At 33.4% G+C, this 14689-nt stretch carries 12 protein-coding genes; 6 read left to right on the top strand and 6 right to left on the bottom strand.

What is annotated here, in order from left to right; all coding sequences use genetic code 11:
- Positions 1-132 precede the first annotated feature (132 nt).
- The 4 genes from LL966_RS17480 (at position 133) to LL966_RS17465 (ending at position 3809) form a co-directional block, all read left to right on the top strand.
- Positions 133-1488 (top strand): UDP-N-acetylmuramate--L-alanine ligase, encoded by a 1356-nt coding sequence (locus tag LL966_RS17480; protein ID WP_229355006.1) that lies wholly within the window; start codon positions 133-135, stop codon positions 1486-1488.
- 162 nt (positions 1489-1650) lie between these two features.
- Positions 1651-2340 (top strand): RadC family protein, encoded by a 690-nt coding sequence (gene radC / locus LL966_RS17475; protein ID WP_229355005.1) that lies wholly within the window; start codon positions 1651-1653, stop codon positions 2338-2340.
- Positions 2341-2343: 3 nt separating this feature from the next.
- A complete protein-coding gene (locus LL966_RS17470) occupies positions 2344-3030 on the top strand; it encodes a YjjG family noncanonical pyrimidine nucleotidase (RefSeq protein WP_229355004.1) in 687 nt (228 codons plus the stop codon).
- Positions 3031-3032: 2 nt separating this feature from the next.
- Complete coding sequence (locus LL966_RS17465) at positions 3033-3809, top strand: hypothetical protein (RefSeq protein WP_394799465.1); 777 nt, start codon at positions 3033-3035, stop codon at positions 3807-3809.
- Positions 3810-3824: 15 nt separating this feature from the next.
- Here the strand turns inward: LL966_RS17465 and LL966_RS17460 are convergent, their stop codons facing one another.
- The gene (locus LL966_RS17460) at positions 3825-5102 is read right to left on the bottom strand and encodes a replication-associated recombination protein A (protein ID WP_229355001.1); all 1278 of its coding nucleotides are present in this window, start codon (positions 5100-5102) and stop codon (positions 3825-3827) included.
- Between the two features lie 171 nt (positions 5103-5273).
- Between LL966_RS17460 and LL966_RS17455 the strand changes: the two genes are divergently transcribed.
- Positions 5274-6029 carry a rhomboid family intramembrane serine protease gene (locus tag LL966_RS17455; RefSeq protein WP_229355079.1) on the top strand — a complete coding sequence of 252 codons (756 nt, stop codon included), beginning with the start codon at positions 5274-5276 and terminating at the stop codon, positions 6027-6029.
- 60 nt (positions 6030-6089) lie between these two features.
- On the top strand, positions 6090-6593 hold the full coding sequence (locus LL966_RS17450; protein ID WP_229355000.1) for a hypothetical protein: 504 nt from the start codon (positions 6090-6092) through the stop codon (positions 6591-6593).
- Positions 6594-6597: 4 nt separating this feature from the next.
- On the opposite strand, the gene LL966_RS17445 is transcribed toward LL966_RS17450, so the two are convergent.
- The 5 genes from LL966_RS17445 to LL966_RS17425 form a co-directional block, all read right to left on the bottom strand.
- Positions 6598-7401: a DUF2490 domain-containing protein gene (locus tag LL966_RS17445; protein ID WP_229354998.1), complete on the bottom strand. Its 804-nt coding sequence runs from the start codon at positions 7399-7401 to the stop codon at positions 6598-6600.
- A 48-nt stretch (positions 7402-7449) separates the two neighbouring features.
- Entirely contained in the window at positions 7450-8184 is a 735-nt protein-coding gene (gene rlmB, locus LL966_RS17440) for a 23S rRNA (guanosine(2251)-2'-O)-methyltransferase RlmB (RefSeq protein ID WP_229354996.1), read from the bottom strand.
- A 90-nt stretch (positions 8185-8274) separates the two neighbouring features.
- Complete coding sequence (locus LL966_RS17435) at positions 8275-9720, bottom strand: RagB/SusD family nutrient uptake outer membrane protein (protein WP_229354994.1); 1446 nt, start codon at positions 9718-9720, stop codon at positions 8275-8277.
- 4 nt (positions 9721-9724) lie between these two features.
- Complete coding sequence (locus LL966_RS17430) at positions 9725-12925, bottom strand: SusC/RagA family TonB-linked outer membrane protein (protein WP_229354993.1); 3201 nt, start codon at positions 12923-12925, stop codon at positions 9725-9727.
- Between the two features lie 246 nt (positions 12926-13171).
- Positions 13172-14689, bottom strand: a complete 1518-nt coding sequence (locus LL966_RS17425) for a SusD/RagB family nutrient-binding outer membrane lipoprotein (protein ID WP_229354992.1) — start codon at positions 14687-14689, stop codon at positions 13172-13174.

The following is a 14689-nucleotide window of genomic DNA, read 5'->3' as shown; positions in this document are numbered from 1 at the left end:
ATTAATAATTTATTTTCAAAACCAAATAGAGCATGTTATATTTCCTTATTTTTGAAAAATAATTACAGCGTTTTATTAGTTATTTGCTATTTCGATTAACCGATGAAACAGTTTAACGATTAAACATTTTAAATGAAAACACATTTCATCGCCATTGGCGGAAGCGCAATGCACAATCTTGCATTAGCATTACATAATAAAGGATATCAAGTTACAGGAAGTGACGATGCTATTTTTGAACCTTCAAAATCAAGATTAGAAAAAAAAGGAATCCTTCCTGCAGAAATGGGTTGGTTTCCAGAAAAAATCACTTCAGATATTGATGCTATTATTTTAGGAATGCATGCGAAAGCAGATAATCCAGAGTTACTAAAAGCACAAGAATTAGGACTGAAAATCTATTCGTATCCCGAATTTTTATACGAACAATCTAAAAATAAAACGCGTGTTGTAATTGGTGGTTCTCACGGAAAAACTACCATTACTTCGATGATTTTACATGTAATGCATTATCATAATATTGCTGTAGATTATATGGTTGGTGCGCAATTGGAAGGCTTTGATACAATGGTTCATCTTACTGAGGAAAATGATTTTGTGGTTTTAGAAGGAGATGAATATTTGTCTTCTCCAATTGACAGACGTCCGAAATTTCATTTGTATCAGCCGAATATTGCTTTGATTTCTGGAATTGCATGGGATCATATTAATGTTTTTCCAACGTATGAAAACTACGTTGAGCAATTTGAGATTTTTATTCAAAAAATTACAAACGGAGGTATTTTAGTATATAATGAAAATGATCCAGAAGTAAAACGTGTTTCTGAAGCTGCAACAAATCCGATTAGAAAAATTGCTTATTCAACTCCAGAATATGCTGTTAGTGATGGAGTAACTTTATTAAAAACGCCAGAAGGCGATATGCCAATTGAAGTTTTTGGAGCACATAATCTAAATAATTTGGCAGGAGCCAAATGGATCTGCCAGAATATGGGTGTTGATGAAGCCGATTTTTACGAAGCAATTGCAAGTTTTAAAGGAGCTTCTAAACGTTTAGAAAAAATTGCTGAAGGGAAAGGAAAAGTAGCATATAAAGATTTTGCACATTCACCAAGCAAAGTTGCTGCGACTACTAAAGCGGTAAAAGAGCAATATCCGAACAGAACTTTGGTGGCTTGTTTAGAACTGCATACTTACAGTAGTTTAAATGCCGAATTTTTGAAAGAATATGAAGGCGCTTTAGAATATGCAGATGTTGCGGTTGTTTTTTATTCGCCAGATGCGGTAAAAATAAAACAATTGGAAGAAGTAACGTACGAACAAATCGCAAATGCTTTCAATAGAAAAAATTTGATTATTTATACTAATCCAAGTGAATTTAAAGACTATTTGTTCAATTTAAATTTAGATAATTCGGCTCTTTTATTAATGAGTTCTGGAAATTATGGAGGTTTAAATTTTGATGAAGTAAAAGGTTTGATTAATTAGAAAATTAGTCAATTATATAATTTGCCGATTGTTTTCTACAATCGGCTTTTTTTTGCTTTTAAAATTTTCTAATTGACACATTTTCTAATTTGCTAATTCTCTTTTCTATTTTTGAAGGATTTTTCTTCTTTTTGTATATATTCGCTCTTTAAACATAATATTATGGAACAATCTCATTTTCCAATTACCAATTGGTCTGAAGATGATAGACCTCGCGAAAAGTTAATGCTAAAGGGGAAAAATGCTTTAAGTGATGCCGAACTAATTGCTATCTTAATAGGTTCTGGAAGTCGAAATGAATCGGCAGTAGATTTAAGTAAAAGAATTTTAAAGAATAGTGAAAATTTAAATGCTTTAGGAAAAATGAGCATTGCACAGCTGACTAATTTTAAGGGAATTGGTGAAGCAAAAGCAATTACAATTATCGCCGCTTTAGAGCTAGGAAGACGGAGAAGGGCAGAAGAAGTAGTTGAGTTAAAAAAAATAACTTCGAGTAAAATTGCTTTTGAAATTATGCAACCCATAATTGGGGAGTTATTGCACGAAGAATTTTGGGTGCTTTTTCTTAATAATGCCAATAAAGTGATTTTAAAGTCGCAACTAAGTAAAGGGGGTATATCTGGAACAATTGTCGATGTTCGTTTAGTTTTTAAATTAGCATTTGAAAGTGGAGCTACAAGCTTGATTTTGTGTCATAATCATCCTTCGGGTAATTTACAGCCAAGTGATGCTGATAGGAGCATAACAAAGAAAATTCGTGAAGCAGGTGACAATTTAGATGTTAAAGTTTTGGACCATTTGATCATTACTGAAACAAAATATTATAGTTTTGTAGATGAAGGAATTTTTTAACACATGACTACCCATATTACAGATATTTTTTTTGATTTAGATCATACGCTTTGGGATTTTGATAAAAACTCAGAAATGGCTTTTGATCGTATTTTTAAAGAAAAATACAAAGAAATAGTTACGCAGGATTTTATCAAAGCCTATATTCCAATTAATCAGGAATGCTGGAGATTGTACCAAAACGATAAAATTACACATCAGGAATTACGTTATAATCGTCTAAAGTTTTCTTTTGATGCGTTGAAATATTTTATTTCTGAAGAAAGTATTTTTGAAATTGCTAACGATTATATTGAATTCCTCACAGATAACAATCATCTTTTTGATGGTGCAATTGAAGTTTTAGAATATTTGAAACCAAAGTACAAACTTCATATCATTACAAACGGATTTGCAAACGTTCAGGATAAGAAAATTAATAATGCTGCGTTAGGAAGTTATTTCAGTACCATTACAAATTCGGAGTTGGCAGGTGTTAAAAAGCCAAATAGTATTATATTTGATTATGCAATTAATTTGGCAAATACCTCTAAAGAGAGCAGTATCATGATTGGCGATGATTTTGAAGCCGATGTTACTGGAGCTTTAAATGCTGGTTTAGATGCCATTTTCTTTAATGAAAAAAAACTGGATGTTTCCGGAGATTATAAACAAATTAACCATTTATTAGAACTAAAAAAATATTTATAATGATGAAAATTAAATTTTTACTTACTGCAATTTTATGTTCAGTTGTTGGATTCGCGCAGTCTGTTAATGATTACAAAGCTGTAATTGTACCTTTGAAATATGATTTTATAAAAACAGAAAATCAATATCGTCTTGCTACATTAAGTAAATCAAACTTAGTAAAAGCAGGTTTTGTAGGTTTTTATGCTAACGAACAACTTCCTGAAGGTTACACAGATCGTTGTCAGGTGTTGTACATGGATGTTGTTAGAGATAATGCATTTTTGGTGACTAAACTTTTTGTGCAATTTAAAGATTGCTTCGGTCAAGTTGTTTATACGTCAGAAGTTGGTAAAAGTAAAGAGAAAGATTTCGAATTAGCTTACAAAGAATGTCTTGATAATGCTTTTAAATCTATTTATGCTTTAAATTATAAATATAGCGGTAATGCGCCTGTAATAAATGCTAAAGCTCCAGCTCAAGTTGCTGCAAAAATTTCTCCAGCGGCAGCAGCAGTTACTACTGCAGCGGTAGCGACACAAGTTGTTGCAGCGGCTCCATCACCAGACTTAAAAGATCCAAATTTATTGTATGCACAGCCAACAGAATCAGGATATCAATTAATTGATAAAACACCAAAAGTGGTTATGAAACTTCTTAAAACTTCACAAAGTAATGTTTTCATTGCAATAAAAGATAACGTTCAAGGTTCGTTAATCTTAAAAGAAGACGGACAATGGTATTTTGAATCTTATCAGAATGATAAATTAGTTTCAGAGAAAATTGTAGTTAAATTCTAAAATATATAATATGGTTTAATAACCATATTTATCTTTCCAACGGTTCTTTAAAAATTCGCGGTTGCTGTTCTCTCTAGAATTGCTTCCAGGATTGTAAAGAACCGTTTCTTTTATGGCGTCTGGCAAAAATTCTTGTTCTGCAAAATTATTGGCATAATCATGAGAATATTTATACTCATCTCCATATCCTAGTTCTTTCATTAATTTTGTCGGCGCATTTCTTAAATGAATTGGAACAGGTAAATCTCCTGTTTGTTTTACCAATTGCTGCGCATTTCCAATAGCCATATACGATGCATTGCTTTTTGGCGAAGTGGCTAAATAAATCGCACATTGGCTTAAAATGATTCGGCTTTCAGGATAGCCAATTGTGGTTACAGCCTGAAACGTATTATTGGCCATAATAAACGCGGTCGGATTGGCATTCCCAATATCTTCGCTAGAAAGAATTAGCATTCTTCGGGCTATAAATTTTACATCTTCACCTCCCTCAATCATCCTAGCGAGCCAATAAACGGCTCCATTTGGATCGCTTCCTCGAATTGATTTTATAAAAGCAGAAACTATGTCATAATGTTGTTCTCCAGTTTTATCATACAAAACAGTATTTTGCTGAACCAACTCCAAAACACGGTCATTAGTTATGGTTATTTCGTCGCCAGCAGAAGCATTAACGACAAGTTCAAAAACATTTAAAAGCTTTCGTCCATCTCCTCCAGAAATACGCAATAAAGCTTCTGTTTCTTTTAGATTTATCTTTTTTGTCAATAAATAAGAGTCGGTTCTCATGGCACGTTCTAGTAGCGCTTCTAAATCGGCTTTAGTAAAGGCATTTAAAATGTAAACTTGGCAACGTGACAATAATGCAGGTATTACCTCAAAGCTCGGATTTTCTGTCGTAGCACCCACTAATGTAATCCATCCTTTTTCAACAGCAGCTAAAAGCGAATCTTGTTGCGATTTGCTAAATCTATGAATCTCATCAATAAATAAAATTGGGTTTTTAGCAGTAAATAAACCTCCACTTTGTTTTGCTTTTTCAATAACATCGCGAATATCTTTTACTCCAGAATTGATCGCGCTTAGAATATAAAAAGGTCTTTTAGATTCTTGTGCAATAATTTGGGCAAGTGTAGTCTTTCCGGTTCCAGGCGGTCCCCAAAAGATTAGAGATGGGATTATCCCTTTTGAAATTTGTTGTGTTAAAGAACCAGTTGGACCAACCAAGTGTAACTGGCTTATATAATCTTCTAATTTTTGCGGACGAATACGCTCTGCTAAAGGTGCTTCCATTCTACAAAATTACAGTTTTAAGATTTAAATTTCATTCACTAAAAAGTTAAAACGATTGATATAAAGAACGATTGTTATTATCTGAGACAATTTTGTTTTCTCTGACAAATTATCAGTAAAATATTTTTGGATAGTTTTTTGAGTCCTTTTTAAATAATTATGTATAAGAATATGAGCGATAATGATTTTAAATTCTCAAATGCGGTTATTGGACTGCCTTTGTTTTTTGTCCTTTTTTTATGGGTTATTTATTGGCTTCAGATTCGATTTGATTTTGACTTTTACCGATATGGAATTTATCCAAGAGATTTTATTGGATTGCGTGGTATTTTATTTAGTCCTTTCATTCATGAAAATTTAGAACATTTATACAACAATAGTATTCCGCTTGTCATATTGCTGGCTGCAATGCAGTTTTTTTATCCAAAACAAACTTTTGGAGTAATAGGATATGGAATAGTATTTTCGGGATTAATTACTTGGATTGTAGGGAGAGAGAATTTTCATATTGGTGCCAGCGGATTAATTTATGTTTTGGTGAGTTTTGTTTTTTTTAAAGGAATTCAAACCCGTTATTACCGTTTGGTAGCTTTGTCTTTGACTGTGATTCTGCTTTATGGAGGAATGATATGGTATGTTTTTCCCGATGTAGATCAGTCGATTTCTTGGGAAGGACATTTGGGAGGGTTTATTACCGGCTTTGTTTTGACTATATTTTACAGAACACCAGAATATTCCAAACCTATTGTTTACGACTGGCAGCGACCAGATTTTGATCCAAGCAGCGATCCTTTTATGAAGCATTTTGATGAAGAGGGAAATTTTATTCCTGCTTCGTCCGATGATGAAGATATAGTGGAATATTTCTCTTCTAGTCATTTAGTGAATTATATTATAACTAAAACAGACTTAGATACAGAAGATTAGATCGGTTTCTTTTGCGATAAAATGACTAAATTTGTTTTTAACAAATTAATTTAGAGCATTATGAAAAAGATTGTTTTTTTGACTTTGTTCTTGTTTTTAGGATTTTGCATAAATGGAGTAGCACAATGCGAAATTAAAAATAGAGTGCTGGGTGATGGAAGTATGATTTATTATTTTGAGCCGTCTGCTTTCTATACTACCAAATCAAAATCGTTAAAAATCAATATTGTTACAGACAAAGAGCACTATTTTGTCTCGTTACAGCCTACACCTTTTCCAGAGAAGAAAGTTGGAAAACAAATTAAAGATGATTTGATTATTCATCTTGCAGACAATAAAATCTATAAACTAGCCCATTACGATACACAATATCGACGTAACGATTCTATTATGCAGGTTCTCTATTTAATAGATGAAAAAGATATGGATGCCTTTTCTAAATATGAAGCTGTAACTGCAGAAATTAATATGAAAGGAACCGAATTTGTAAGGAGTTACAATTTTAAATTACATAAAAATGCAATTGTAGAGCAACTTAATTGTTTTTTAAAAAAGAATGATTAGCGATTTATTCTTCTTCTTTATCGGTTGACTGATGTTTAGAAGCGATTTTCTTTTTAAGATTTCGAATGAGATTATTGAAAGTAATTGTTAATGAAGCTGCATTGGTAACTTGATCGCTCGAATTTCTTGGAAGATACTCATTGCAATACGTAAGTTCAACTTGAATGTCATCTGTAAATAAATAACCGGCTCCTATAATTAATCGATTCCGGTCAAAAAAACTTTCTCCTGTAACTTTTGCTCCAGATTTTAAATAAATTTCGTCTGATAAAACTCCATAAACGACACCTTCACGAAGTATCTTACTGTTAAATGGCTGTATATATTTAATTTGCTGCCGATATCGAAATACATTTTCATATTCATCATCTTGATTTCTCATATGACGAAATTCAGAACGCATTCGGGTGTTTAAAGTGTAACCCGTTTTATGAAAGTAGTAAATTGCTTGAAGTGAAAAACGTATTTCTGGAGATTCAAATTGTCCTATTTCAGGAACGTCTTTATTGTTGAAGTAAGCAATAAAAGTCGAAAATTTCCAGCGAGGAGAAAAATAATAATGTCCCCAGCCTCTTACTGATCTTTGAATGGTATTTTCAAATAAGTTAGAAGAAGACGCAGTACTGCTGTAACTTGTTCCCAAGTCTATTTCGGTTGCCCATTTTTCGCTTAATGTTTGATTAAACTCAATTTGATTCCAAAATTGATTATAAGAAGTAGTTTGTCCGTAGCTGTTTGTAATTAGTAGAATTACAAACAGACAATGGACTATGGTAATTATTTGTTTTGGATTAGATTTTGAAAGCATTAATTAAGGTTTTTAATTATTCATTCTAATCTTTATTCTCAATATAATCTAACTTCTTTGGCGAACAGTTTCGTATAAAAATGCTCCGCAGGCAACAGAAACGTTTAGCGATCCTATAGAACCAAACATGGGTAATTTTGCTTTTTCATCTACTATTTTCAAGACAGAAGGGTTGATTCCTCTATCTTCCGAACCCATAATTATAGCAACTGGATCTGTTAGCGAAACATCGTAAATATTTTGGTCTGTTTTTTCAGTCGCTGCTACTGTTTTAATTCCAGAACCTTGCAGGTAGAAAATAGCATCTTTAATGTGTTCAACTTTACAGATAGGGACATTAAATACAGCTCCTGCTGAAGTTTTAACAGTATCTCCATTTACTGGCGCTGAGCCTGCTTTTTGAACAATGATTCCATTTACACCTGTACATTCTGCGGTTCTAATGATAGCACCAAAATTTCTTGCATCTGAAATTTGATCTAAGATTAAAAATAACGGTTTTTTTCCAGACTCAATTGTAGATTCAACCAAATGTTCTAGATCAATAAATCCGATAGGGGAGATAGTAGCTACCGCACCTTGGTGATTATTAGGAGTAAGACGGTTTAGTTTTTCTACAGGAACATACGAAAAGTTAATGTTGGCACGTTTCATGACCTTCATCAGGTCTTTCATTAATTCACTAGAAATTTCTTTTTGTATGAATACTTTGTCTACTTCTTTTCCTGCTTGAATTGCTTCTATAATGGCTCTAATGCCAAATATTTGATGTTCTTTTTCCATGGAGCAAATATAGTTAATATGTTTCTATAAAAAAACCGCTCTGAATGAACAGAGCGGTTAATATATAAGTGTAACTAAATCTTAATTAGATTATAGTGGACTTTGTACAATTAATGGGTTAGCATCAACTTCTGCTTGTGGAACCTGGAATGTAAATTTGTTGTCTCCAGCAGGAATGTTTAATCGTCCAAAAGCTGGATGATTTGTTCCTGTGTAATCTCTAGTAAGAGCAACTCCTAAACGTTTCATGTCAAACCAAGCGTAACCTTCTCCCCATAACTCAATTCTTTTTTGAAGAATGATTTCATTAATCAAAGCAGAACCTGAATTAGTAGATAATGTATAAGCTGGGTTTCTTGTAATTGTAATATCATACAAAACTTGTTTTGCAGCCGCTTCATTTCCTGATTTTGCTAAAGCTTCAGCTTCAATATAGTATAATGAAGCAGATCTCAAATAGATATAATCTCCAGAATCGATTGTAGGATCTCTAAATTTAGTATTTGCATATACAGGCAATGTTGGATAAAGAGGGTTTCCTGTTGCTGGTACGAATGCTTTTTTTCTGTAATCTGTTGCAGGAATACTAGCGTAAAGACGTGAATCTATATTTTTGTAAACCTGTAATCCTCCAGCATATCCTGAATCATTTGTGTTATCAAAATGACCAAAGAAACTTGCTACGAATGTACTTTGAGCAGATGTAATTGTAGCTCCCCACATTGTTTCACCACCTGTAGTGATGTCGTAGAATCCGCTATTCCAATCTGTTTCATTAAGTAACGTGTATCCTTGTCTTGCAGCATTTGCAGTAGTAGCTGCTAGTGCATATTTACCTTCTTCTAAGTAAACATCAGCTAAGAATGCTCTTGCAACAGATTGATCCAATCCGTCTTTGTTTGCACGTGTAAAACCTTGAAGTAATTCAATAGATGTTACTAAATCACTTTCAATTACAGCATAAACCTCTGCAACTGTAGCTCTAGCTTTACCTTCTAAAGATACTTCTGTATATAAAGGAACACATAGTTTTGCCTGATTTCCTACATAAGTAGGTCCGTACATACGTGCTAGCATAAAGTAGAAATAACCTCTTAAAGCTAAAGCTTGTCCTCTCAATGCTTTTAAACTTGCATCATCAGTATCAGCTGGAATAGCATTGATAACTGTATTAGCAGTTTTAATTTGAGGATAGTACATACTCCAAGCTAATTTTGATCTAGAGTTGGTTTGAGTTCTTCCTAAATAGTTATAGAAAGATCCATACCAGCTAGATATTGTCATTAATTCATCATTAGACATTAAATCAGTTGCCGAAAGAATAGATTTATGACCATAATCTTCGTGGCTACCCGCTACAGAAAGACCGTAAGATCTTAAAGCCGAATAGATACCTGCTATAATTGCTTTATTTGCTTCTGCAGATGTTGCAAGCTGTTCGTCGTTTATTGTTGATTCAGGCTGTGTGTCAAGGAAGTCTTTTTCACAGCTTGTAAGTACCAACAAGGACATTGTTATAATTAATAATTTTTTCATGTTCTTAGAAATTTACTGTTAAACCAAAAGAGATCGTTCTCATTACTCCATACACATTTAAAGACTGACCATTGTTTGATCTAGTACCTAAATTGTTCAATCTAGGATCCATACCTTTTCTTTCTGACCAAAGAGCTAAATTAGTTCCCATTACACTAAATTTTGTAGATGAAATACCAAGATCTGTAAGTGTGCTATTTTTGAAATCGTAAGATAAAGAAACATCTTGGATACTTATGTAATCTGATTTAGTTAAGAAGAAATCAGAAGTTGCCATCTGTAAATCAGAAATGTGATCAATTCTAGGAATATCAGAATTTGGATTATCTACTGTCCAAGCTTTTTGTACATCTCTATGGTAGTTTTGTCCAATATTGTCTGGTCCAGAGTACATTGCACTTGCATAAACTCCATCATACATGTATCCTCCAAATTGATAAGCAAAACTAGCTTGTAATGTTAAGTTTTTGTAACGAACAACAGTTCCAAAACCTCCGTATACATCTGGGTTTGCATCTTTGTCACTTAAGTACTGAGTTGCACTTCCGTAAACGTTAGTAGTAGTTTTACCAGTTACAGCTCCTGAAGCATCTTTTACATCCATATACCATAAAGCATCTCCATTTGTTTTATCAACACCTGCAAACTGTCTTAGGAAATAAGCATAAGCTGGAGCTCCAACTTGGAAACGGAAAATACCAGATGTAAATGGACTTGGTAATGATGTTACTTCATTTTTGTAATGAGTTCCATTTGCCCAAATATTAAAATCAAAATCTTGAGTTTTAACGATATCAATTCCTAAGTTAACCTCAATACCTTTATTAGCCATATCTCCAATGTTCTCACTAACAAAGTTTGTTCCTGTAGAAGGAGAAAGTGGTTTGTTGTAAATTAAATCGCTTACTTTTCTTTCGAAATACTCAGCTTCAATGTTTACTCTGTTGAATAATTCAATTTCGAATCCAACGTTCATGTTTCTAGAAACCTCCCATTTGATGTCTTTGTTTCCAGTAAATACTTGAAGTACTGTTGCGTTTCCGTCAGCATCTGGAACAATTTCGTATTGATTTTGGTAAGCATAGTAGTTTCTTGCAAAACCAAAATAACTACGGTGGTTGATTTGTGTACTTGCAGGATAGAAAATATTATCATTTCCTTGTTCTCCATAACTTCCTTTAATTCTTAAGTCTGTAACCACTTTAGATTGTGGGAAGAAAGATTCTTTAGCAACAGACCATGCAGCTCCAAAACCATAGAAATTACCCCATCTGTTATCTGGGTGGAATACTGAAGATCCATCTCTTCTGAAACTTGCATTAACAAAGTATTTGTCTTTGTAGCTGTAATTTGCTCTTGAGAAGTATCCTTCAACTTTATAAAGGTCATTATAACCATCTACATAGTTGTATTTTGTTGCATTACTTAAAACAGGTAAACCAGGAATAACAACTCCACTTTTTTGACCTGCTAACATTTTTGATGTAAAATCAGAAGACTCATGACCTACAAGAATATCAAGGTTGTGATTGCCTAAAGATTTTTTCCAAGATAATAATTGTTGGTTTGTGATAGTGTAATCATTTTGAGTAGCAGTACCAATTCTACCATTTACTCCAAAGTCATCACCACCTTCTCCAGTTGTACTGTTTAAGTAGTATCCAGACATTAAATCGTAACCAAGGTTATATCTGAAATTGAAATCTTTTAAGAAGTCAATAGATACATATCCTCTAGCGCCAAATTTGTTTTCTTGATTTAAGTTTGTGTTTAATAATGTAGTAGCATATGGGTTTAAGTTTCCTCCATAAGGACGATTTTCTGCACGATTTGGATCGTTGTTGAATTCGTAAACTCTACCTCCATTTTGATCAAGAATAAAGTTTCCACCTGCATCTCTTTGCCATATCTTGTAGATAGGTGCGATGTTTCTTGCCCAGCTGAATAAGTTACTATATGTCGCTGAACCTACTTGAGAGATTGGTGCATTCTGATCTGAATTTGCATAGTTTAAGTTTGCTCCAACTTTGATTTTACTATTTACATTATAATCTACGTTCGCTCTAACGGTTGCACGTTTAAAGTCTGAATTGATTGTATAACCATTGTCTTTTAAATATCCAACAGATAGGTAAGAGCTTAAATTGTCTGTACTGCTTGATAAACTCAAGAAGTGCTCTGTTCTTGTAGCATCTCTAAAAAGTGCTTTTGCCCAGTCATCGTGATATAATAAGCTTGCATTTGGATTAATTTTTCCAGTAGCAGTATTTATTACTTGATTTGCTGGTACATTATAATTGTTGTATCCTAAAGAATAAGACTCTCCACTGATTAATGTATTAGCAGCAATTGTAGATGCATTCGCAGCTGTTTCTCCGTCGTACATTAAACCGCTTTTGATTCTTCCATAAACAGTTTCGTAGTATTCTCCTGGATCTTTGATCATGTTGTACTCAGGAACTGCTCTAGAGTTAACCCCGATTTTTGTTTCGTAAGTTACTCTTAATTGTCCTTTTTTACCTTTTTTAGTTGTAACAATGATAACCCCGTTTGCTCCACGGCTACCATATAATGCATTAGAAGATGCATCTTTCAAGAAACTGATCGATTCGATATCTTGTGTTGCAATTGCATTAATATCTCCATTGTAAGGAATACCATCAACAACATATAAAGGGGCGTTAGAAGATGATAATGATCCTAGACCTCTAAATCTTACTTGAGGAGGATCTCCCGGCTGTCCTGAGTTTGCAGTAATTTGCACACCCGCAACTTTACCAGTTAAAGATTGGATAGCATTTGATGCTTGAGCAGTTTCTAACGCCTTTGCGTCAATTTTTGTAACGGCTCCAGTAATCTCAGATTTTTTCTGAGTACCAAATGCAACTACCACAACTCCTTCAAGTTCTAATGCATCTCCAACAAGTTTTGTGTTAACTGTTGTAGAAGCAGCAGACTCTTCTTGTGCTTTCATTCCAATGTAAGTGAAAACTAGAGTTTGAGTTGGAGTAGCCTTAATAGAGTACTTTCCGTCAAAATCTGTTTGAGTTCCTGTTTTAGTTCCTTTAACTAATACACTAACGCCAGGTATTGGCATTCCTGTATTGTCCGAAACAATTCCCGAAACAATTCTTTCTTGCGCAAAAGATAATTGCGCTACTAGTACTAAAAGTAGTACTAACAGTCCATTGAACTTTAGTTTCATTTTTAATTATTTTGAATTAGTACGGCAAAAATCTTAATTAATTGTTAATAAACCTAACACATATGTACTTTTTTTACCTTCTCAATATGTTAATTTAACATTTACCGCCTATTTTGCTATATTAATCACAATTCTGTAATTCTAATTTGGTTATTTTATTATTAATGTCAGTTGAATCTAAAAAATAAAAAAACCGCCAGTTTTGCTGGCGGTTTTGAATTTAATTGTTTTAGATTGTCTAAAATATTAAAGTTTTGTGTCCCAAAAAACAGGAACTGTTAATTTATCTCCTCCTATTGCTTCAGAAGCACTTGTCCAGTTTGTTCCGTTAACTGTTTGTTCTGCTGTTGGGTAAGTCCATCTTACTGGAACTTTTCCTTCTGCAATTTGAACTGAACTTGGATGTGAAGTTAGTTTAGGGAAATCTAATCTTCTGAAAGCAGTCCATGATTGGAAACTTCTATTGTATAAAGCGATCCATTCTTGGTAACCAATTTTTTCTTGCCAAGTACCAGTACCAGTTCCGGCAGTTCCTGAAATTGGAGTAGTAGCAGCTGTTGCGTAAGCAACTTTTGGATTTGCTAAGTATGCAGCGATATCAGCTGTTGAAACTCCCCAAAATTCACATGATTTTGTGATAGCATCATTATAGTAATGTTCTGCTGTGTTTCCAACATTGAATCCTCTAGCTGCAGCTTCTGCTAAATAAAAGTTTACTTCAAATGCTTCTAATAATACTCCAGCTGCGTCTGGCTTTTTGATAACATCTCCAACGTGAGAGTAGGTTGTTTCGTAAGGAAGTGAGTTACGTCCTCCAGGTACTCCTCCTACATATGATCCATCTGCCATTGGTGTGAAGAAGATTGGTCTTCTTGGGTCAGATAAACTATTCATTTGGTTTACCAATGTAGTTGCAGGAACGTTATCATTTCTTTGGCTAGCTACAAGGTTGTCAAAAACTGGATTGTAGTTTGGTGCAAAAGAAGCATATTTCAATAATGCATTATTAGCATTGTTCAAAAGAACTCCAGCAGTATAAGCTGATTCGATTGTTGTTTTTGCTAATGCAGCATCTTTGTCAGCGATATTAGTTCCTAATTTTAATTTTACAGAGTTTGCAAATATTTTCCAGCTTGCAACATCACCTTTATATATAAGGTCTCCAGTATCGAAACTTTTACCAGTAGTATCAAGTTGAGCTATCGCCGCATTAATACGAGTAATTAATAAAGGATAGATTGCAGCGTCATCATCATATTTAGGTAAAATGATTTTTGGATTCTGTAAAGATTCTGAGTAAGGAACGTCTCCAAAAGTATCTACTAAAATTTGGTAAGTATAGACTCTTAAAATCTCTAGAATAGCCACTTTATTTTTTTGTTGCTTTTGCCAATCAGCATCTGCTACGTCAGCAGGTTTTGTTTGAGCTTCAAGAACTTCTTGAGAAGTTTTTAAGTTACCTAAAACATCTTGGTATAATTTTGTCCAATGCGTATCAGGAATAGTTCTTGTTGTTAAATTATATCTTGACTCGGCAGTATATAATGTAGCTGCCCAATATTGAACATAATAACGTAAAGGATTATTGTTAACACTTGGTGTAGTTAACTGATCCGTTAATTCTTTCTGAGCATTTGATAATAATGATTCTGCAGAAACGTCATATGACTTTTTGATATCATCATTAAAATTTTCATTGTCACTAACACAACTCGATAGAGCTAAAAATGCCAGTGTTGCTATTGATAAAAATATCTTTTTCAT

The sequence above is a fragment of the Flavobacterium chungbukense genome (assembly GCF_020805785.1).
Taxonomy (GTDB): domain Bacteria; phylum Bacteroidota; class Bacteroidia; order Flavobacteriales; family Flavobacteriaceae; genus Flavobacterium; species Flavobacterium chungbukense.
Note: the sequence above shows the minus strand (reverse complement) of the source record. Positions and strands in the feature narration are given on the sequence as shown.

Bases quoted from the DNA above. Each gene is read 5' to 3' on its own strand.
- rlmB (WP_229354996.1), bottom strand. From the start codon at position 8,184: ATGGAAAAAGAACATCAAATATTTGGCATTAGAGCCATTATAGAAGCA.
- LL966_RS17460 (WP_229355001.1), bottom strand. From the start codon at position 5,102: ATGGAAGCACCTTTAGCAGAGCGTATTCGTCCGCAAAAATTAGAAGAT.
- LL966_RS17435 (WP_229354994.1), bottom strand. From the start codon at position 9,720: ATGAAAAAATTATTAATTATAACAATGTCCTTGTTGGTACTTACAAGC.
- LL966_RS17445 (WP_229354998.1), bottom strand. From the start codon at position 7,401: ATGCTTTCAAAATCTAATCCAAAACAAATAATTACCATAGTCCATTGT.
- LL966_RS17470 (WP_229355004.1), top strand. From the start codon at position 2,344: ATGACTACCCATATTACAGATATTTTTTTTGATTTAGATCATACGCTT.
- LL966_RS17450 (WP_229355000.1), top strand. From the start codon at position 6,090: ATGAAAAAGATTGTTTTTTTGACTTTGTTCTTGTTTTTAGGATTTTGC.
- LL966_RS17480 (WP_229355006.1), top strand. From the start codon at position 133: ATGAAAACACATTTCATCGCCATTGGCGGAAGCGCAATGCACAATCTT.
- LL966_RS17425 (WP_229354992.1), bottom strand. From the start codon at position 14,689: ATGAAAAAGATATTTTTATCAATAGCAACACTGGCATTTTTAGCTCTA.
- LL966_RS17465 (WP_394799465.1), top strand. From the start codon at position 3,033: ATGAAAATTAAATTTTTACTTACTGCAATTTTATGTTCAGTTGTTGGA.
- LL966_RS17455 (WP_229355079.1), top strand. From the start codon at position 5,274: ATGAGCGATAATGATTTTAAATTCTCAAATGCGGTTATTGGACTGCCT.
- radC (WP_229355005.1), top strand. From the start codon at position 1,651: ATGGAACAATCTCATTTTCCAATTACCAATTGGTCTGAAGATGATAGA.
- LL966_RS17430 (WP_229354993.1), bottom strand. From the start codon at position 12,925: ATGAAACTAAAGTTCAATGGACTGTTAGTACTACTTTTAGTACTAGTA.